Genomic DNA, 18,807 nt, shown 5'->3' with positions numbered 1-18,807 from the left:
TGTCCAACGTTCGGGGATCAGTCCAGGAGAGGCGATAAGTTTTGGGCCCGAACATAATAGAAGCTGTCTATTTGCGTACAAGGCTGAAGGTGAAATGGCTGCCGCGATGATAATCAATCGCGTAGACTACTGGAACGCCCATTGTGTTGAAGCAGGTTTCAGTGATTAGGAGGGCAGGGCCGAAATCGCGAAGATCGTTACCCGCGACGACGTCATCAGGTAGCATTACCGCCGTTACGGACGCGGCCGACATGCGCGGTCGCTGCTTGTGCTGCTCAAGCAATGAAAGCAGCGATCCACCCCAGTCGATATCGTAAAGCCGAGCCGAAATGATGCTGCGTGGAACATAGTCGAGACAATACATGATCGGTGTATCGCCTTCGAGTCGGAGTCGCTCGATACGGATCACTCGCCCGCCGGGCTCTAGGCGCAACTGCCTCGAAATCGTGCCGTCCGCCATTTCTTCGGAGATCGACAATACCTTGTTATGCGGCTTGTAACCATACTGGCGCGCCATGTCGGTCACGCTTTCGAAAACGGTAATCGGCCGATCCACATGCACCGCAGACATCGCCGAAATGAACCGGCCCCGACCGTGCTCGACATAGATGATGTCGTCTTGCTCAAGCAGTTTCAGCGCCTCGCGAAGGGCCGGGCGCGAAATCTTGAACCGCGCCGTCAGCTGAGCCTCTGTCGGCAGCTTGCCACCGGGCAGGAGACCTTCGTCCCGGATTAGATCGGCAATGCGATCACGAAGCTGGATCACCAGGGTGCGGTTGTCGCGAAGGGGCTCGTCCAAGGCAATCCTCATATGGTTTCAAACCTCATTTTCTTGTGCGACAAATCTGCAAAGGTCAAGCGACGGCGCTTCGACAGGCACTGGCTGTAAGAAAACGGTACTTAGGCGCGGTCTCGGGATAGTCCTTTTAACTTCATCTTGACAGTCTGAGGCGAAGATGTCAGTTGTCTTACAACATGTCGAGAGCGACAAGGTCGAGAGGCTCCTGGGCAGCCAGGATCATGACAGAAGAGAGTTTTCCATGCTGAACTTTGACGAACAGAGATTCCTGCGCATCCAATCCGGAGCTGCCGCCCTGGCTAAGCGCTTCGACGACGTGATCGCGGACTGCAATGCCGCGGGCGCAGAGAACGTGTTTTTCTTGGGAACCGGAGGCGCCGCGATCCTTATGCAGCCGGCCTACCAGTTGCTGCAGCGCAAGTCCCGCTTCCCTGCCTTCATCGATTTGACGGCCGAACTCATCATCACCGGCTCAACAAACCTAACTAAAAATTCGATCGTCGTGATGCCGTCGCTTTCGGGCACGACCAAGGAGAGCGTTGCTCTGCTTACGAAAATTAAGGAGATCGGGGCAACCGTTCTGACCCTCGTCGGCCATGAGGAAACGCCACTTGGGAAGGGCGGCGATCATGTCTTCGTCAACTTTGCGGAAGACGACACATCCTGTGAATCCTTCTATCTGCAGTCGCTGTTCGTAGCACTTTCGATCATGAAGCACCGGGGTGAAATTGCCAACTACGACCAACTGATTGCCGAAATCCAGAGCCTTCCCAAGCTCCTGCTTGAGGTCAAGCGCAATTACGAGAGCAAGGCAGAGGATTTTGCCAAGATCCTCGCGGGTTCCGACTACCACATCATCACGGGCGCCGGAAACGTTTGGCCGGAAGCTTTCTATTACGGCATGTGCATCCTGGAAGAGATGCAGTGGATCCGTACCCGTCCAGTCCATGCGTCGGACTTCTTCCACGGCACGCTAGAACTGGTTGACAAGAATGTCAGCGTCATCCTGTTCAAGGGCGAGGACGAGTGCCGTCCGGTTGCCGACCGGGTCGAGAATTTTGCACCGAACTATACCGACAAGCTCGCCGTGCTCGACACCGCCGGCTTCGAACTGCCGGGCATCTCGGCGGAAGTGCGCGGGCTGATTTCGCCGATCCTGCTGGCAACCGTTCTGGAGCGGATCAGCGCTCATCTCGAAGTCATGCGCAATCACCCACTGACGACGCGCCGCTACTACAAGAAGGTTGCTTACTAGGCCGACATCGGCATGATGAGCCATCGCTAGCCTCCAGGTTGTGGGGGCCATCAGATACGGGCCGTGATCGTCGCAATGATGGTCGCGGCCTTGCTGTTAAATACAATTCACTTGAGGTTCCCATGTCCCGTTACCGCTTTGCCGTTGTCGGCGACAATTGCGTCGATCGCTTCCAGCCTCCCGTCGGTCAGTCGCTGATTGGCGGCAATGCCATCAACGTCGCCGTCCACCTCGCGTTACTGGGTCACGAGGTGTGCTATTTTGGAGCTGTCGGGGATGATGCCGATGGCGCTCGCACCCGCGACCTTCTTGTGGAGAACGGTGTGCAAGTCGTTTACTTGCAGATGCTACCAGGCGACACCGCCTATACGAATATAGACATTACAGAGACGGGCGACCGCATCTTTACCCATGAGAATTTTGGTGTTTGCCAGGATTACATTCCGGCCGAAGAGGATTTTGCAGCACTTTGCCGCATGGATCATGTCCACATAGGCTGGATTACGGACGGGGGCATTGTGCGCCGCCGGTTGGCGGAAGCAGGTGTCAGCGTCTCGCAGGACGTCTCGGTTAATAACGACCCCGCCCACCTTGGGGTCGACACACTGCGCATTGCTTTCGGTTCGGCAGGTGAAGATCCACAGAAAGCCGAAACGATGATGCAGGAGTTTCTTAGCGGCGGCGCCCAGCTCGCCGTCGTGACACGCGGTGGCGACGGATCGGCAGCAACGGACGGCAATGAACGTGCCGAAACCAGCATCACGTCTATCGAGGTGATCGATACGACGGGAGCGGGGGACAGCTTTATCGCCGGGTTCCTGCACGCCTATCTTTCTGGTGAAAGTCTTGAAACAAGTCTGGTCTCAGGGAGGGACTGCGCTACGCGCACGTGTTGCCATGTTGGCGGCTTTCCACAAGAGCCGCAGCCGCTTTGACGGTCTAGCAGCGCGTGCAGTATATCGTGATGGCCTTTTTACCCCACTTTCACCTTAGTAAAGCGGGATAATAAGCCTCCCCCCTCCCCACAAGAGGGGCACAAGCTCGCCACCCCAAAACGTTGTTGTCGCGCATTAAGGAGGCCTTGCTGGCAAGTGAGGTGTGACTATCCAACCCCTCCGCTTTGCGGGGCTGGTCGGGGAGGGTCTCGTAGGCTACTGGGCTGTCCTTGAAGGAGAACAGATTCTTCAACGCAAAATCTGACTCAAAAACAGCCTGCTGCGTTCATTTTGCGGATTGTCAAAGAAATCCGCCGGTGCGGCCTCTTCTACCACGCGCCCCTGATCCATGAAGATCACCCGATCGGCCACCTGACGGGCAAAGCCCATCTCGTGGGTCACGCAAATCATGGTCATGCCTTCCTGCGCTAGCGAGACCATCGTATCCAGCACCTCCTTAACCATTTCGGGATCGAGCGCCGAAGTCGGTTCGTCGAAAAGCATGACCTTGGGGTTCATGCAAAGTGCACGGGCGATCGCCACGCGTTGTTGCTGGCCGCCGGAAAGCTGACCTGGATACTTGTTGGCCTGTTCGGGGATTTTGACACGCTCCAGGAAATGCATGGCAATCTCTGTCGCCTTGGCCTTGCTTAGTTTGCGCACCCAAACCGGCGCCAGGATGCAGTTATCAAGGATCGTAAGATGCGGGAAGAGATTGAAGTGCTGGAACACCATTCCGACTTCACGCCGCACCTCATCGATGTTCCTCTCGTTTTCGGTCAGCTCAATGCCACCTACAACGATCTTACCTTGCTGGTGTGTTTCTAGCCGGTTGATGCAGCGGATCAGCGTGGATTTGCCTGAACCAGACGGGCCGCAGATGACGATGCGTTCCCTCTTGGCGACGTCCAGGTTGATGTCGTCGAGGGCATGATATTGCCCGTACCACTTGTGCACGCCGGCAAGCTTGATTTCGGTATCGTGCGGCATGAATTCTCCTCCGGTTACTTCAGGACCAGCCAGCCGGAGACGATGATGATCAAAGCGCCGACAAGGGTGTGAGTTTCTATGGGAGCGCCAAATAGCAGGGCGCCATAAAGGCAACCCCAGACGATCTGGCTATACTGGAAGGGGGCGACGACCGAAGCATCGCCGAGACGGAAGGCGCGCACGAGAAGCGCGTGACCGCCGAAAAGCAGCAGCCCGGCTGCGGCAACGATCGTGATGTCTTTCGAGACAACGGGCGTGAAGCCCTCACCGGCCACCGCGATGGTAAGGGAAAGCACGCTCAGGACCAAGAGCAGGCTCGCTACTAGCGCCCCATCGGATTCCGTCGCTTTTGCCCGGCGCAGGAGAACAAGCGAGAAGGCGAACAGCAGGGCAGAACCTATCGCCGCCGCATGCCCGGAGTTCATTGGGGTAACGCCAGGCTGCAGCGCAACGATGACGCCTGCAAAGCCGAGAAGCACGCCGATCCAGCTTAACCGCGACATCCGCTCACCGAGAAAGGCAAAGGCAAGCACGGCAACAAGCACAGGAGAGAGGAATGCCAGTACATAGGCCTCGGCAAGCGGCAGGGCCGCAAAAGCATAGTAGATCAGTAGTGTGTCGCCGGCGAGCAAGGCGGCACGGAAGAAGGCAAGGCCGGGATGACGCGGCCAAAGCGAACGACCACTCCCGGAGATAACAGCAGACCCCACAACGAACACCAGGGAGGCCATCGCGACCATGAAGGTCACCTGCGGCACTGGAAAATTCTGAGCCAGTAGCTTGACCAACGCATCTGTGCCTGAGAACGCGGCGAATGCGTAAAGTACGATCATGGCGGCGCGCAGGTTGGAGCGGGGCGAGGAAGCCTCGATCTGCAAAGTGATCGCTTCAGCGGACATTGAACCGCCCGAAATGGGCTTCGATTCGCGACTGAAGGAATTCGAGCCCGATCGACAGCACCCAGTAAATCATCGAAGCGGTAATCAGCATTTCGATATGACGGAACTCCGTCTGCCCCTGGGTACGGGCAAGATACATGATCTCCCACACGCCAACCACCGAGACGAGTGACGAGTCTTTCAGCATGGCGATAAACTGGTTGCCGGTCGGCGGTACAATGACCCGCATCGCCTGCGGCAGAATAACAAGGAACATCGTCTGGTTGGAGCTAAGGCCAAGGGCCGTTGCGCCCTCGGTCTGCCCGCGGTGGATGCTTTCGATACCGGCCCGGAAGATTTCCGTCATATAGGCACCGTAGCAGAGCGAAAGTGCAAGGATGCCGGCCGGTATTGCGCCGATGACATAACCGACCTGGGGCAGGCCGAGATAGATAATGTAGATCTGCATGAGCAGTGGCAGGCCGCGAAACAGCGAGGTGTAGAAGGTGGCGAGGCCATAGATCACGCCATTCTTCGAAAGTTTGGCAATGGCGCCAGCCAGCGCGATGACGGTCGCGACGGCAATCGAGATCGCGGAAATATAGAGCGTCGTTACCACGCCCTGCGAGATCATGAAGCCGATCTTTCGGGCGATAAATGTGAGCGACAGGTCGAACGAATAAAAGAATAGCATCAGCAGTGCGAAAAGCTCGATCCAGACTGCCACAATTTGTTGCCTCCGCGGCAGAAGCTGAAGCAATCTCCAATTGAGTGCGATGATGAGGGCGATAGTGATGGATGACACGACCCGGCTGAGTTGGTTGTTCGCCTTCAGCCAGTCGATGGCGGAGGGAAAGAGCTTGCCAATCCAGGCCGAGCTGATGCCAAGCGCATAAAGTGCGGCCGCGACGAGGGCGAAGACCAGCCCGATGCCGATTCGACGCGCCGTCGTGGGATAGGTGAGTATCAGTCTTCCGAGCATGGATGTTCCCCCCGCGGGATCAGGCGACGCGTTCGCGCCACCAGTCCTGCGCCTGCAATTTCCAATAGGTAAGTTGTGCTGTGGCAAGCCCGGCGACGCCGCCGGCCCAGACGAGGCCGAAGGGTTTGAACAGCTTGTAGCGATCCGACTGGCCGAGGATGCCCTCTGCAACCAGCTTGCCGCCGATGGCCGTGGTATTCAGCCCGTGGCCGCCGAAAGCGGTGCAATGCCAGACGCCGGGCTGCATCTCGCCGATCTGGGGCATGAGATGGCGGGCATAGGACATGAGACCGGACCAGGCGAGTTCGGTCTTCAATTCCTTGAGCTGGGGATAGGTCCCGGTCATCTCTCGGCGCAGTTCGCCGGCAAGTACCGCAGGCGACGCGGCGCGCGTGGTAATGCGACCGCCCCAGAGAATGCGTTTGCCGTCTTCTACCACGCGGTAATAATCACCAGCGCGACGGTTGTCGCCGATAGCGTCCCGGGTTGCGATCGCCTCACGGATAAGGCCCGGCGCTTCCTCAGTCAGCATGACGTAGGTGGCGATGGGCAGATAGGAGCGGCTAAGTTTGCTAACCAGCGGCCCGGTGTAGCCGCCGGTCGTGAAGACGATACGCCGCGCCTTTATCTCACCACCAGCCGTCGTGGCGCTCTTTTCAGCGCCGCCGAGTTTGCAGCGTATGACAGCGGAATTTTCGTGGATGCGTCCGCCCAACCGCTCAATTTCTGCGGCAAGCGCCCGCAGATAGTTGAGAGGGTGAATGTGGAACGCGTTGGGATCCCGCAGCGCTTGGAAGTAACGTACCGATTTCAATCGGCTGCGAACGGCATCGGTGCCGAAATATTCGAGTTCGTAACCATAGTCACGGCGCAGCTGGTCGGCGTATTGCTTCAGGCTGTTGCCACCATCGTAGCGCAGCACGCTCATAATGCCAGGCCGCGGCTTTGCATCCACAATGCCGAGATCGCGGATCGCGTCGCGGACGAAATCGACACCTTCGATCGAGAGCCGATGAATTTTTTGCGCAGCTTCCTTGCCGGTGGCACGGGCGATCGCATCGCTGCCCGTCGCAAAACCGGGGCTGACAAAACCGCCATTGCGGCCTGAAGCGCCAAAACCGACGTTTTCGGCCTCGAGCACGACGACGGAGACGCCGGCGCGGGCAAGTTGCAGGGCCGTCGTCAGGCCGGCAAGACCGCCGCCGATGATAACAGTGTCGCAATCGAAGGTGCCGGAGAGGGTCGAGTGCTCGGAGCCATTGGCCATGGTGCGGCGGTAGTAGGTATCTGGATAGGTCATGTTTGGCTCATTTCGGCATGGAAAGGTAATGCCGGGCGCCGGGCCCGGCATTGCTCGACGTTTTAGTCGGCGCTGTAGTCCTTGCCGTACCACTTGGTGGTGAGGGTGGCGAGTGTGCCATCCTTTTTCATCTCCTCGATGAGGCCGCCGACCTTAGCAGTCCATTCCGGATCGACTTTTTCAGCGATGACGACGAGCGGCTCGCGGAAGGCGTACCCGCCTTCAAGAATTCGCAGTGGATAACCGTTCTTGATGGCGTTCATCGCGGTCTGCTCGGGTGCGATGACAGCATCTAGGCGCACCCCAGGACCCAGGCGCAGGTCGTCAAAAGGCAACATGGAATCGGCGAAGGTGCGAACTTCGCCCTGCTCCAGCTTGTATTCGACCGGTGGCAGGCCCGGTGCGTCGATTTCAAGCTTTCGGTTGACAAAGTCTTCCGAGGTCGTCGCTGTTTCCACGCCTATGACCTTTCCTTTGAGGTCGGTGGCAGACTTTGCATCGCTGTCCTTATGAACGACATAGACATAGGGGCTGTAGTAGTAGATGCCAACGAAGTCGATTACATGAGCCCGCGCCTTGGTCGGCGTAACGGAGCCGACACCAAGATCGTAGCGACCCTGCCATCGGCCCCCGGTCAACGTTGCCCAGTCCGGGGTCTGGAAGCTCACCTCGACGCCGAGGCGCTTGGCGACCTCGCGGGATACGTCGATGTCGAAGCCCACCATTTCATTGCTGTCGTCAAGATAGCTCTGAGGTGGCCAGCCGCTATTGGTCGCGATCACTAGCGCCTTGTTTGCCATGACACGATCAAGCGTCTCGCCTGCAAACGCAGAGTTGGCGGCAACAAGCATTGCGACACTGGTAATCAGCTTTGCGAAAATTTTCATGATACCCTCCCAGGGATTTGTAGCGACATTTTGTAAGATGTCTGACAACATAATTGGTGTGAAAATGGCGCCTGTCAACTCTACTGAACTGTAAAAGTAATGAATAATCGCGATGACCAAATGCTTCATGAGCACCACCTACATAACGACCATTGATCACGTACGCGCGAATAACCAGATCGCACTTTCCTCAATTGAAGTCTGGGCTTTAACCGAGACTAGCCTTTAGAAGAAATTGAAATCGATTTTAATGGGCCAGTATCTCTGTTGGATGCTACTTTGAGTAATGACAGACGATGACTTTCTCTCATTCCATGCGCGCGGATGGGTAACGGCCCTGGTATGGCGGTGGTCGAGGCAAACGGGGCAAGCGGGTGTATTTTGTCACCGGATCAAGCTAGGGTGATTGGGCGAAAAGGCTGCGACCCACCTAGCCCCCCTTACACGAAAATCACCCCATCAGAGGCCTCCCTTAATCTGTAAACTGGCGGATGCAGGCTTTCGTGGAGGGTTGCCGAACAAAGGGGATCAGTGAGGCGGTCTTCTGCGTACGTGAAGGAGAGTATGACCCAGGATGAGGTGGTCTATACACCAGCGATGCCGTGGGGGTGGTCCGCCCGCCGCGGCCTACAGACACAAGGGGCATCGCGCCGGCGGCGGCCCGGGCGTAAAAAGTCCTCGCGTCGGGCAATTGCAAGCCGCCGACTGACCGAATCTCTGCATCATCCGTTCTCATTTTCGCAATGGATGTGAGAATTTTCCGCCCGGTTGCTGAGCCCCTTATGAGATAGATGCTCGACACCTCGCATGACTTCCCGCTTTACCGCAGCGTTTTAGTGCAACCTTTCGGTGAAAATGCGGTTTGGCATGAGATGAAATTTAAGCAGTTGTATCACTACTCGAATAGGTCGCGGTTATCAGATTCAATCTGCGGCAGGTCATTCAGAATACCGTTCAGATGTGCCCTCATAGCGTCCGCAGCCGCGTCAGCGTCCCTGGTGTCGATTGCGGTCACGATTTTTTCATGCTGCACGATGAGGTTGTTCATGGAAGTGGGATTACGGAGCTGCAAATTGCAGACCCTGTCCATATGGGCCTTGATATCTGAAATGGCGTTCCATGCGAGACCACAGCCGGCGCCTTCGGCAATCGCGATGTGAAACTGCTCATCCTCTCGTCGGAAGGCATTGTGGTCGTGCTCGCCCATCGCCACTCTTTGCCGCTGCAAGATGCTGTCGATCTTTTTGCGCGTCCAGGTGTCGAAGCTTTCGCTGGCACGCCGGGCGACGGCAACTTCGATCGCCTCACGAACAAACCGGGCCTCCATCATTTGACGGGCTGAGATACGAACCACCACAGTTCCGCGATTGGGGCGGATTTCAACAAGTTTGGACTTGGCAAGGGCAATCAGTGCCTCGCGAACCGGTTGCCTCGAAACGCCAAGACGGGAGGCGATCTCCTGCTCAGACAACCGAGATCCGGGCGCAAGGTCGAGACGGATGATCGCCTCGCGCAGGTCGCGTTCGACCTGCGCTGCCGTCGTTTCCCCAGTTTCAATTTTCAATGTTTCAAGGTTCATGCTTTTCGCCGCCGCCGTCTCGTTGACATCCGCTTATAACCACCATACAGTACCATACACATTAGCGGTAACACAAGCGCGGCGCTCGATACACCGGGCGGGCATGAAGGAGCCGGGGCAGAAATCCCGGTTGGTCAATGACAATACAGAGCAATTTCATAACTCCGGATTCTACTGATCCGCGCTTGCAGAGTAAATCCCGCTACAAGATGCTTGTCGATGGCAAGTCGGTGGATGCGACGTCTGGCAAAACCATCGATCGCCTCAGCCCAGGTCATGCTGACATCGTGGTCGGCACGTGGCCCGATGCGTCAGCCGATGATGTTCGCGCAGCCATTGCAGCGGCCCGTCGGGCCTTCGATACGGGGCCGTGGCCACGCATGTCGGGGGCTGAACGGTCACGCCTGATGTTCAAGACAGCAGAGCTCATCCTGGCTAATGTGGAAGAGATCGCTCTGATCGAGAGCCTTGAGGTTGGCAAGCCAATCGCACAGGCACGCGGCGAAATCGCCTTCTGTGCAGATCTCTGGTCCTATGCGGCAGGTCAGGCACGAGCGCTGGAGGGTCAGACCCACAACAATATCGGCGACAATCGCCTCGGCCTCGTACTAAGGGAACCTGTCGGCGTCGTTGGCATCATCACCCCTTGGAACTTCCCCTTCATCATCGCCTCAGAGCGTGTCCCGTGGGCGATCGGCGGCGGCTGCACCGTCGTGCTAAAACCCTCCGAATTCACGTCCGGTACCTCAATCCGCATGGCGGAGTTGGCGCGTGAGGCCGGCGTTCCCGACGGGGTCTTCAATGTCGTCACCGGATACGGCGACCCCGCAGGCCAAGTCTTGGCGGAAGATCCCGGCACCGACATGATCGCGTTTACCGGCTCGGTTCGGGTCGGCACAAAGCTTGGCGAGATCGCCGCCCGCAGCGTCAAGCGTGTTGGCCTGGAGTTGGGCGGCAAGGGGCCGCAGATCGTCTTTGCCGATGCGGACATCGAAGCCGCCGCCGATGGTATCGCTTACGGTGTCTACCACAATGCCGGACAGTGCTGCATTTCGGGAAGCCGTCTGCTTGTGCAGGAGGGCATCAGGGACGAACTACTGGAGCGTCTACTCGATATTTCCCGCAAGGTCACATTCGGTGATCCGCTGAACGAGCGGACGAAGATCGGCGCCATGATTTCGGAAGCGCATGCCGCCAAGGTGCATTCCTATGTCGAGGCAGGACAGGCCGAAGGAGCCGAACTGTTGCTCGGCGGCGTGCGGGTCGGGCAGGGTTCCGGCCTCTATTACGCGCCGACTGTTTTTTCCGGGGTCACCGCCGACATGTCGATCGCCCGGGAGGAGATTTTCGGGCCGGTTCTATCGACGCTGACGTTCAAGACGGCCGATGAGGCGGTCGCCTTGGCCAACGCGTCGGAATTCGGCCTGTCGGCCAGCGTCTGGTCCACCAATCTGGAAAACGCGTTGCAGAGCATCCGGCGTATCCGGGCCGGACGGTGCTGGATCAACAGCGTCATCGACGGTGCGCCGGAGCTGCCGATCGGCGGCTACAAGAAGAGTGGCCTCGGGAGGGAACTCGGCCGCTACGGTTTTGACGAGTATTCGCAGTTCAAGGGCATTCACGTGACCTTGGGCCGGCCGGATCCTTGGTTCGGGTGACGTTGCTCACCGGACACTGAGGCAGAGGAGGAAAATCTCGGCCGGCGCGATCTTTGGTCGGAGCTCGCCAGCCGAGACATGGGTCTTTCGACCCCGATTGCACATCCAAAGGGAGGATACGCAAATGAAATTGACCAGACTGAAAACCGCAATGCTTGCGGCGTGCGCAGCTATGGCTTTCACATCGACCGCAGTGGCGGCAAATGTCAAGGCGACGATGATCATCTACCTTGATCCGAGTGTCCAGTTCTTTAACCCCGTCGTCAAAGGCGCACAAGACGCTGCGGCGCAGTTCGGCGTCGATCTCGACGTACAATATGCCAATAACGATCCGGTGCGCCAGAACGACCTGATCGAGAGCGCCACGGTCAGCGGTGTCGATGGCATCGCCGTTGCAATCTCCTCGTCGGATGCGTTCGATGCCAGTATCTGCGCTGCCGTCAAGGCGGGCATTATCGTCATCGGCTTCAACAATGACGATCTCGACGGCGCCAAGGGCAATTGCCGCCAGGCCTATGTCGGCATGGACGAATTCGCTTCGGGATATGAACTCGGCAATCGCATGATCGAGCAGTTCGGCCTGAAGGAAGGCGACATGGTCTTCAACCCGCGCGAAATTCCCGAGGCCAGCTTCGCCGTGGCGCGTGGCGGCGGCATCGAAAAGTCGATGAAAGAACATGGCATCAAGGTGGAGACCGTCAAGTCCGGCCTCGATCCGGCCGAAGCGCAGAACATTCTCGCTCAGTTCCTCATCGCCAACCCCACCACCAAGGCTTTGTTCGGCACGGGCTCGGTCACCTCGACGGTCGGCGCGGGCGCTATCAAGGATGCTGGCATCAACATTCCGTTCGGTGGCTTCGATCTCGCGGTCGAGATCGTCAATGCGGTGGAATCCGGCACAATGTTCGCTACGATGGACCAGCAGCCTTACCTGCAGGGCTACTATCCGATCGCCCAGATCGCACTGGCGAAAAAATACGGCCTGACGCCGACGGACATCGACACCGGCCAGGGCGCCTTCCTCGACAAGTCGCGCATCAGCTCGGTCAAGCCGCTGATCGGCAGCTACCGATAAGCGGCACGCCTGAAGACCTTCCGGCCATCAGCCGGAAGGTCAATCGCGATCCCTGGAACAGAGTGATGACAGTGACCTATGCCATGACGGACAGTACCGTGCCAAAATCGCGCACGAAAAAACAATCGCTGCTGAAGTACATTATGACCATGCCGGCCGGAGCTATTCTCCTGGTTTTCGCGACCCTGCAGATCGTCTGCATCGCCGGCGCGCTCGCCTATCCCGACGACTTCCGATATTTGTCGCCGCAGAACCTGACGATCCTGATGAAGGCCATTCCGGTGCTCGGATGCCTAGCGCTTGGTGCGGGTATCCTGATGATCGCCGGCGAGTTCGACCTGTCGATCGGCTCGGTCTATACGTTGACGGCCGTCCTGATGGCGAGCCTCGTCGATGGCGGCATGAGCGCCTTCATCGCCGCACCGCTCGGTATCCTGCTGGGTGTGATGATCGGCCTGCTCAACGGCACGATTACGCTGCGCTTCGGCCTGCCGTCTTTCATCGTCACGCTCGGCGGCCTGTTGTTCTGGCGCGGTGCGGTTCTGCTCTATAACGGCGCCGTCCAGGTGCGGTTCGATCCGGAACCAGCCTTTTCCAGCCTGTTTGCCGGAACGCTGTTCGGCATCAACGCCGCCTTCATCTGGATCGTCCTGTTCGTCGTCGGCTTTTATCTTCTGCTGCACCGTCACAAGTTCGGCAACCATGTGTTCGCCACCGGCGGCAACCCTGCCGCGGCAACGGCGATCGGCATCAACACCGACCGCGTCAAGATGGTCGCCTTCGCCATCGCCGGCGGCATGGCGGCGGTTGCCGGCATCATCGCCACGGCCCGTGTGGGCAGCGTTCAGCCGGGGCAGGGTGCCGGTCTCGAACTGCAGGCGATTGCCGCCTGCGTAATCGGCGGGCTTTCCCTACGTGGCGGTCGCGGCGCGATCATTGGCATCTTCCTCGGAGTCATGCTGATCCACACCATCACTGACGTGCTGCTGCTGCTTCGAGCCCCGGGGTTCTACCTCGATATGTTCATCGCCACGCTGATCGTCGTCGCTGCCGCCTTCAATCATCTCATTGAACGCCGGGGGGCTGCATGATGTCCGCACCCAATCTTCTCGAACTGCACAATATCTCCAAGAGCTTTGGTGCGCTGACGGCGCTGCGAGACCTGAGCTTTCACGTCGGTCCCAGCGAAGTCGTCGGCCTTCTCGGCGACAACGGCGCCGGCAAATCGACCACGGTCAACCTGATTTCGGGCATCCACAAGCCGACTTCCGGCCATTTGAGCGTCGACGGTCAGAAAACAGTGTTCACCTGCCGGTCGGATTCCGCCGATGCGGGCATCGAAACCATCTACCAGAATACCGCGCTCGTGGATTCGCTGTCGATCACCCGCAACATCTTTATGGGGCGAGAACGCACCGATGCGTTCGGATTTCTGAAGCAAGGTGAAATGCGCGACATCGCCATGGAAGTCTTGGAGAAAGCCGTCCACATTTCTGGCATCGATTCACCCGACAAGCTGGTAGGGGACCTCTCCGGCGGCCAGAAGCAGGCCGTTGCCATCGCGCGCGCTGTCTTCTTCAAGCGGCGAGTGCTGCTGCTCGACGAGCCGACCTCAGCTCTATCCGTGCGCGAAACCGAAGCTCTTCTGGCGCAGGTGCTGAAGCTCAAAACGGAAGGCGTGTCTAGCGTGCTGGTGACGCACAATCTCTACCACGCCTACCAGGTCTGCGACCGGTTCGTGATCATGAGCCACGGGACCAAGGTGTTCGATGTGAACAAGGCCGATACCAGCATCAGCCAGCTCACCGAATATGTCGTCCTCACCTGATCCTTCCATCAAACGCCAAGAGGCAAATGCCGTGACACTTTCCGTGAATGTGCGCCAGGTCGTAGGTCCAGAAGACACCGCCCGGCGAAATACGCGAGGCCTGCGCGACGGGTTTCTAATCGAGGGACTTTTTTCCAAGGGTGAGATCAACCTCACCTACAGCCATCTCGACCGGATGGTTGTCGGCGGGATCGTGCCGGTGGGACAGGATCTAATGATTGATCAGGTCAAGGAAACTGGCACCAGCCAGTTTCTCGAGCGCCGCGAAGCCGCCATTCTCAACATCGGCGGCAAGGGCACGGTGATTGTCAGCGGTGTCGACTATGCGCTCGGCTTTCAGGATGCGCTCTATGTCGGCATGGGACAGGGCACACTCAAATTTCGCAGCGACGATCCCTCCAAGCCCGCCGAGTTCTATCTGCTCAGCGCGCCCGCGCATCGTGTCTGCCCGACGGTGCTGATCACGCTCGACATGGCAAAAAAGGTGCGCACGGGCTCGGCCGAAGAGGCCAACGCCCGAACGATCAACCAGTATGTGCATCCGGATGTCTGCAACAGCTGCCAGCTCCTGGTCGGTCTCACCATATTCGAGCCGGGATCGGTCTGGAACACCATGCCCGCGCATGTGCATGACCGGCGTATGGAGGTCTATCTCTATTTCGGCATGGAAGAGGCGACCCGCGTCTTCCATTTCATGGGGGAGCCGCACGAAACGCGGCATCTCGTGCTGAAGAGCCATGATGCGGTGCTGTCGCCGGGGTGGTCCATCCACTCCGGCGCCGGCACCGGCCGGTATTCCTTCATCTGGGCGATGGCCGGCGATAACATGAGCTTCACCGATATGGACAAGATCCCCATGGAAAGTCTGCGATGAACCCGTTCGATCTTTCCGGCCGGTGCGCCATCGTCACCGGCGCCAATACCGGTATCGGCCAGGCGATCGCCGCCGGTCTTGCTGGAGCGGGCGCCGACATCATCGGCGTCGGGCGCTCGCCGATGGAGGACACCGCGCGCCTTGTGACCGCCACGGGCCGCGTGTTTTACCCGCTTTTGGCCGATCTCTCCGCAATGGATGAAGTGCGCGCCGTCATCGCGGGTGCCTGCTCCATCCGGCAACGTCCCGATATTCTAGTCAACAATGCCGGGATTATCCGCCGGGCCGATACGATCGACTTTACCGAGGAAGATTGGGACGCCGTCATGGATACCAATCTTAAATCGGCATTCTTTCTCTGCCAGGCCTTTGCAAGAATGGCGATGGCCGAAAAGGTCTCTGCGAAGATCATCAACATTGCGTCCCTCCTGTCGTTCCAGGGCGGCATTCGGGTTGCATCCTACACCGCTTCAAAGAGCGGTCTTGCGGGGCTTACGCGGTTGATGGCCAATGAATGGGCGGCGCAAGGCATCAACGTCAATGCCATAGCCCCTGGTTATGTCGAGACCAACAACACGACGGCGTTGCGAGCGGATGCCGAACGTAATGCCGATATCCTCAAACGCATTCCGGCCGGACGCTGGGCGCGGGCGGATGATATGGCGGGAGCGGCCATCTTCCTCGCATCCCGCGCGTCGGACTATGTGCATGGCACTGTCCTTCCTGTTGATGGCGGATGGCTGGCACGATAATGGGAGTACGGATGTCCGATCACACCACATTGCCTCACGACCTTACCTGGACGGAAACATCGCCCGGCAACCGCCGCGCCGTTCTTTCGCACCGCCCGGAAATGATGCTTGTTGCCTTCAGCTTCGACAAGGGCGCGATCGGCGCGCTTCATTCCCATCCCCATACGCAGGTCAGCTACGTTGCTAAGGGTTCTTTCGAGGTAACCGTCGACGGCGCTACCAGCACGCTGCCCACCGGAAGCAGCTTCATCGTCGCTCCAAATCTCGTCCACGGCGTTGTGGCACTCGAGGAGGGATTGTTAATCGACACGTTCACGCCAAGGCGAGACGATTTTCTGTAGTGTGAAGGGCGTCACACGGTTCCATGCCGAGATTGATATCCGAGCTGTGCCGTCTCGATCCGTGCTGTTACCGATTTATCTTGTAATCATGATGTCGACCCACACCTGTGTGGGGTCGTCAGCTATAACCCCCGCGTGTCAAATGCTGTCGCCACGTTGCGAAGAGCTCGATTCGCAGCAGCACAGGGACTCCGAGGCCTGTCATGCATCAAGAGCAGTGCGTAATTTTCGGGCGAGGTCACCAAGCGTGGCAGGCTTTTGGAGAAAGATGACGCCTGGATCTAGGATTCCGTTATGGACAACCGCGTTGCGACTATATCCCGTTGTAAATACCACCGATAATCCGGGTCGCTTGACCCTCGCCCTATCCGCAAGCTCCCGGCCATTCATCTGCGGCATTACAATGTCGGTAAACAGTAGCTTGACATCGGGACGCTCGTCGATGACGGCGAGAGCCGCGGAGGGCCTGTCGACGGCGATAACCGTATAACCGAGCTCTTCCAGCATTCGGCTGTGGACCTCCCGGACGCTGGCGTCGTCCTCAACCAAAAGAACGACGTCGCTTGCAGACCCGCGGGGCACGCTGTCGTTCCTCACATGCTGCGCGGTGTCTTCTGCTCCATACTCTCGCGGCAGGTAGATCTTCATCGTCGTGCCGATTCCGACCTCGGAGTAAATCTTCATATGCCCGCCGGATTGTTTGGCAAAACCGAAGACCTGGCTGAGGCCGAGGCCGGTTCCCTTGCCCACCGGCTTGGTCGTAAAAAATGGGTCGATCGCCTTCTTGATGACCCCCGGCGGCATTCCACAGCCCGTATCGGTCACGGCGATCATTACATACTGGCCGGGCGTTAAGTCATGCTCCGCAGCGTAAGTTTCATCGATATGGGCATTTGCTGTCTCGATCGTGAGCTTGCCGCCATCAGGCATGGCGTCACGGGCGTTGACGGCTAGATTGAGGACGGCGTTTTCCAGCTGGTTCGCGTCTGCCTTCGTGCGCCAAAGTCCCGCCGCCAGGACCGTTTCCTTTTGAATGATCTCGCCGAGAGTCGAGGCAAGGATTTCCGCCATGTTCGCCACCAGCTTATTGGCGTCCAGCGCTTCGGGAGACAACGGCTGCTGCCGGGAGAAGGCTAAAAGCCGTTGGGTCAGCGTGGCGGCGCGGTTGGCGCCATCGAGGGCAGCCGCGAGTAGTTTCGGGATGTCGTCCAGAGCGCCTCGCTCGATTCGGCGCTGCGCCATGTTTAGGCCGCCGATCACGACGGCGAGCATGTTGTTGAAGTCGTGGGCAACACCACCGGTGAGGTGACCCAGAGCCTCGATCTTTTGAGCCTGATGTAACGCGCCTTCCGCGGCAAGCTTCTCCTGCACGGCCGCAGCGACACGCTCTTCGAGGCTCGCGTTCAGGTCTCTCAGAGCGGTCGCAGAGCGTTCCGCCACTGCGCGTGCTTCAAGCAGTTCCTTCTCGTATCGACGCCGATCGGTAGCGTTGAAAATGGTGATCCGGATGAACCTGACGCCTCCGCCTTCCGCGATCCGTGCAACAGCGTTGACCAGCACAGGCAGGCGGGTGCCGTCCGCCTTCACCATGTCGAGCGCGACTTCGTTGAAGGCGCCCTGCATCGCCACCAGCGGCGCAAAATGCGTCTCGAAGTAGATCTTCCCGGGCATGGTCAGGAAATCGATTAACTTGCGGCCGACGATCTTTTCGCTGGACATGCCAAGCCATGAGGCGAGTGTTTTATTGGCAAGCATGATGTGCCCCTCGGGAGCCGCCGAGATGTAGCCGCAGGGCGCATTCTCGAAGAGGTCGACGAGATCATCGACATCACTGCCAGTGATCGGGTTCATTCGACGCCTACAAACGACCGGATTGCCCCAGTCGTCTCTTTGGGATGGCTGAGGTTCGGGCAGTGGCCGGTGGCTTTCATCAAGACCAGCTTGCTGTCCGGCAGTTTGGCATGCAGATAGTGGCCGACGGATACAGGGGCGATCACATCCTCCGCACATTGCAGGATCAGGCAAGGAATCGTGACGTTGTCGAGATCGGCGCGGTTATCTGCCGTGAACGTCGCGCGGGCAAAATGCTTCGCAATTTCGGGATCGGTCTTGCAGAAACTGTTGGTCAGCTCCTCGGAGAGCTCGGGCTGTTCGGGATTGCCCATGATCACGGGCGCCATGGCCTGCGACCAGCCCATATGATTGCTGTCCAAAAATTCCAGCAGTTCATCGACCTGCTCCTGGGTAAAGCCGCCGTGATAGTCGCCGTCGTTGACATATCGGGGCGATGGGCCAACAAGCACCAGCTTGGAAAACATGCCCGGCGCCTTCAACGAGGCGAGCACGCCCATCATGGAACTCACGGAGTGGCCGATGAAAATGCCGTCCTCGATCCCAAGCTCCTGCCCGATCTCGAGGATGTCGGAGGCGTAGCCCTCTAGCGTGGCGTATTTTTGAAAATCGTAGGCGGAAAGATCAGAGCCGCCGGCGCCGACATGGTCGAAGGTCACGACGCGGAAGTCGTTTTGGAATTGCGGCGCCACATATCGCCACATGTTCTGATCGCACCCGAACCCATGGGCGAACAGCATCGTCTTCGTACCGTTGCCGGTGATTTTTACGTTGTTGCGGTGGATGACTGACATTGAGGAGACCCCTTCTTTTGCCCGGAAAG

The 18,807-nt window shown here is 58.5% G+C and carries 18 protein-coding genes and 1 pseudogene; 9 read left to right on the top strand and 10 right to left on the bottom strand.

Annotated elements, in window-relative coordinates; translation table 11 throughout:
* Positions 1-67: 67 nt before the first annotated feature.
* Positions 68-799, bottom strand: a complete 732-nt coding sequence (locus ACP7BS_RS10555) for a GntR family transcriptional regulator (RefSeq protein ID WP_426230695.1) — start codon at positions 797-799, stop codon at positions 68-70.
* Between the two features lie 241 nt (positions 800-1,040).
* Between ACP7BS_RS10555 and ACP7BS_RS10550 the strand changes: the two genes are divergently transcribed.
* Together ACP7BS_RS10550 and ACP7BS_RS10545 are read left to right on the top strand one after the other, a co-directional pair.
* Positions 1,041-2,054, top strand: coding sequence for an SIS domain-containing protein (locus ACP7BS_RS10550; RefSeq protein ID WP_426237977.1), 1,014 nt, complete (start codon positions 1,041-1,043; stop codon positions 2,052-2,054).
* Between the two features lie 122 nt (positions 2,055-2,176).
* Positions 2,177-2,989, top strand: a complete 813-nt coding sequence (locus tag ACP7BS_RS10545) for a PfkB family carbohydrate kinase (RefSeq protein ID WP_426230693.1) — start codon at positions 2,177-2,179, stop codon at positions 2,987-2,989.
* Positions 2,990-3,238: 249 nt separating this feature from the next.
* On the opposite strand, the gene ACP7BS_RS10540 is transcribed toward ACP7BS_RS10545, so the two are convergent.
* The 7 genes and pseudogenes from ACP7BS_RS10540 to ACP7BS_RS10510 form a co-directional block, all read right to left on the bottom strand.
* A complete protein-coding gene (locus ACP7BS_RS10540; RefSeq protein ID WP_426230692.1) occupies positions 3,239-3,979 on the bottom strand; it encodes an amino acid ABC transporter ATP-binding protein in 741 nt (246 codons plus the stop codon).
* Between the two features lie 14 nt (positions 3,980-3,993).
* On the bottom strand, positions 3,994-4,878 hold the full coding sequence (locus tag ACP7BS_RS10535) for a DMT family transporter (protein ID WP_426230691.1): 885 nt from the start codon (positions 4,876-4,878) through the stop codon (positions 3,994-3,996).
* Positions 4,868-5,839 (bottom strand): amino acid ABC transporter permease, encoded by a 972-nt coding sequence (locus tag ACP7BS_RS10530; protein WP_426230690.1) that lies wholly within the window; start codon positions 5,837-5,839, stop codon positions 4,868-4,870. The genes ACP7BS_RS10535 and ACP7BS_RS10530 overlap by 11 nt, the downstream gene beginning before the upstream one ends.
* Before the next feature lie 19 nt (positions 5,840-5,858).
* Positions 5,859-7,139 (bottom strand): NAD(P)/FAD-dependent oxidoreductase, encoded by a 1,281-nt coding sequence (locus ACP7BS_RS10525; RefSeq protein ID WP_426237975.1) that lies wholly within the window; start codon positions 7,137-7,139, stop codon positions 5,859-5,861.
* A 62-nt stretch (positions 7,140-7,201) separates the two neighbouring features.
* The gene (locus ACP7BS_RS10520; protein ID WP_426230773.1) at positions 7,202-8,026 is read right to left on the bottom strand and encodes a transporter substrate-binding domain-containing protein; all 825 of its coding nucleotides are present in this window, start codon (positions 8,024-8,026) and stop codon (positions 7,202-7,204) included.
* Between the two features lie 735 nt (positions 8,027-8,761).
* Positions 8,762-8,928: pseudogene (locus ACP7BS_RS10515) on the bottom strand (IS6 family transposase); the annotation flags it as partial.
* Positions 8,922-9,605, bottom strand: coding sequence for a GntR family transcriptional regulator (locus tag ACP7BS_RS10510; RefSeq protein WP_426230688.1), 684 nt, complete (start codon positions 9,603-9,605; stop codon positions 8,922-8,924). The gene ACP7BS_RS10510 and the pseudogene ACP7BS_RS10515, both read right to left, overlap by 7 nt.
* A gap of 143 nt (positions 9,606-9,748) precedes the next feature.
* On the opposite strand from ACP7BS_RS10510, the gene ACP7BS_RS10505 reads away from it, so the two are divergent.
* The 7 genes from ACP7BS_RS10505 to ACP7BS_RS10475 all read left to right on the top strand — a co-directional run bounded on the left by ACP7BS_RS10505 (position 9,749) and on the right by ACP7BS_RS10475 (position 16,133).
* Positions 9,749-11,263 carry an aldehyde dehydrogenase family protein gene (locus ACP7BS_RS10505; RefSeq protein ID WP_426238077.1) on the top strand — a complete coding sequence of 505 codons (1,515 nt, stop codon included), beginning with the start codon at positions 9,749-9,751 and terminating at the stop codon, positions 11,261-11,263.
* Between the two features lie 124 nt (positions 11,264-11,387).
* On the top strand, positions 11,388-12,338 hold the full coding sequence (locus ACP7BS_RS10500) for a substrate-binding domain-containing protein (protein WP_426230687.1): 951 nt from the start codon (positions 11,388-11,390) through the stop codon (positions 12,336-12,338).
* A gap of 83 nt (positions 12,339-12,421) precedes the next feature.
* Positions 12,422-13,429 carry an ABC transporter permease gene (locus ACP7BS_RS10495; protein WP_426230771.1) on the top strand — a complete coding sequence of 336 codons (1,008 nt, stop codon included), beginning with the start codon at positions 12,422-12,424 and terminating at the stop codon, positions 13,427-13,429.
* The gene (locus tag ACP7BS_RS10490; RefSeq protein ID WP_426230770.1) at positions 13,429-14,166 is read left to right on the top strand and encodes an ATP-binding cassette domain-containing protein; all 738 of its coding nucleotides are present in this window, start codon (positions 13,429-13,431) and stop codon (positions 14,164-14,166) included. The genes ACP7BS_RS10495 and ACP7BS_RS10490 overlap by 1 nt, the downstream gene beginning before the upstream one ends.
* Positions 14,150-15,040: a 5-dehydro-4-deoxy-D-glucuronate isomerase gene (gene kduI, locus ACP7BS_RS10485; RefSeq protein ID WP_426230686.1), complete on the top strand. Its 891-nt coding sequence runs from the start codon at positions 14,150-14,152 to the stop codon at positions 15,038-15,040. Before ACP7BS_RS10490 ends, kduI begins: the two co-directional genes overlap by 17 nt.
* Positions 15,037-15,792: a 2-dehydro-3-deoxy-D-gluconate 5-dehydrogenase KduD gene (gene kduD, locus ACP7BS_RS10480; RefSeq protein WP_426230685.1), complete on the top strand. Its 756-nt coding sequence runs from the start codon at positions 15,037-15,039 to the stop codon at positions 15,790-15,792. The genes kduI and kduD overlap by 4 nt, the downstream gene beginning before the upstream one ends.
* An 11-nt stretch (positions 15,793-15,803) precedes the next feature.
* The gene (locus tag ACP7BS_RS10475; RefSeq protein ID WP_426230684.1) at positions 15,804-16,133 is read left to right on the top strand and encodes a cupin domain-containing protein; all 330 of its coding nucleotides are present in this window, start codon (positions 15,804-15,806) and stop codon (positions 16,131-16,133) included.
* Between the two features lie 201 nt (positions 16,134-16,334).
* On the opposite strand, the gene ACP7BS_RS10470 is transcribed toward ACP7BS_RS10475, so the two are convergent.
* The gene (locus ACP7BS_RS10470; protein WP_426237973.1) at positions 16,335-17,984 is read right to left on the bottom strand and encodes an ATP-binding protein; all 1,650 of its coding nucleotides are present in this window, start codon (positions 17,982-17,984) and stop codon (positions 16,335-16,337) included.
* On the bottom strand, positions 17,981-18,778 hold the full coding sequence (locus ACP7BS_RS10465) for an alpha/beta fold hydrolase (protein ID WP_426230682.1): 798 nt from the start codon (positions 18,776-18,778) through the stop codon (positions 17,981-17,983). The genes ACP7BS_RS10470 and ACP7BS_RS10465 overlap by 4 nt, the downstream gene beginning before the upstream one ends.
* Positions 18,779-18,807: the final 29 nt, after the last annotated feature.

The organism is Pararhizobium sp. DWP1-1-3 (assembly GCF_049896125.1).
In the GTDB taxonomy this organism is placed as follows: Bacteria; Pseudomonadota; Alphaproteobacteria; order Rhizobiales; family Rhizobiaceae; genus Pararhizobium.
Note: the sequence above shows the minus strand (reverse complement) of the source record. Positions and strands in the feature narration are given on the sequence as shown.

Coding starts and splice junctions, on each gene's coding strand:
- ACP7BS_RS10465 (WP_426230682.1), bottom strand. CDS start 18,778: ATGTCAGTCATCCACCGCAACAACGTAAAAATCACCGGCAACGGTACG.
- ACP7BS_RS10490 (WP_426230770.1), top strand. CDS start 13,429: ATGTCCGCACCCAATCTTCTCGAACTGCACAATATCTCCAAGAGCTTT.
- ACP7BS_RS10520 (WP_426230773.1), bottom strand. CDS start 8,026: ATGAAAATTTTCGCAAAGCTGATTACCAGTGTCGCAATGCTTGTTGCC.
- ACP7BS_RS10475 (WP_426230684.1), top strand. CDS start 15,804: ATGTCCGATCACACCACATTGCCTCACGACCTTACCTGGACGGAAACA.
- ACP7BS_RS10470 (WP_426237973.1), bottom strand. CDS start 17,984: ATGAACCCGATCACTGGCAGTGATGTCGATGATCTCGTCGACCTCTTC.
- kduD (WP_426230685.1), top strand. CDS start 15,037: ATGAACCCGTTCGATCTTTCCGGCCGGTGCGCCATCGTCACCGGCGCC.
- ACP7BS_RS10530 (WP_426230690.1), bottom strand. CDS start 5,839: ATGCTCGGAAGACTGATACTCACCTATCCCACGACGGCGCGTCGAATC.
- kduI (WP_426230686.1), top strand. CDS start 14,150: ATGTCGTCCTCACCTGATCCTTCCATCAAACGCCAAGAGGCAAATGCC.
- ACP7BS_RS10545 (WP_426230693.1), top strand. CDS start 2,177: ATGTCCCGTTACCGCTTTGCCGTTGTCGGCGACAATTGCGTCGATCGC.
- ACP7BS_RS10550 (WP_426237977.1), top strand. CDS start 1,041: ATGCTGAACTTTGACGAACAGAGATTCCTGCGCATCCAATCCGGAGCT.
- ACP7BS_RS10525 (WP_426237975.1), bottom strand. CDS start 7,139: ATGACCTATCCAGATACCTACTACCGCCGCACCATGGCCAATGGCTCC.
- ACP7BS_RS10500 (WP_426230687.1), top strand. CDS start 11,388: ATGAAATTGACCAGACTGAAAACCGCAATGCTTGCGGCGTGCGCAGCT.
- ACP7BS_RS10540 (WP_426230692.1), bottom strand. CDS start 3,979: ATGCCGCACGATACCGAAATCAAGCTTGCCGGCGTGCACAAGTGGTAC.
- ACP7BS_RS10495 (WP_426230771.1), top strand. CDS start 12,422: ATGACGGACAGTACCGTGCCAAAATCGCGCACGAAAAAACAATCGCTG.
- ACP7BS_RS10535 (WP_426230691.1), bottom strand. CDS start 4,878: ATGTCCGCTGAAGCGATCACTTTGCAGATCGAGGCTTCCTCGCCCCGC.
- ACP7BS_RS10510 (WP_426230688.1), bottom strand. CDS start 9,605: ATGAACCTTGAAACATTGAAAATTGAAACTGGGGAAACGACGGCAGCG.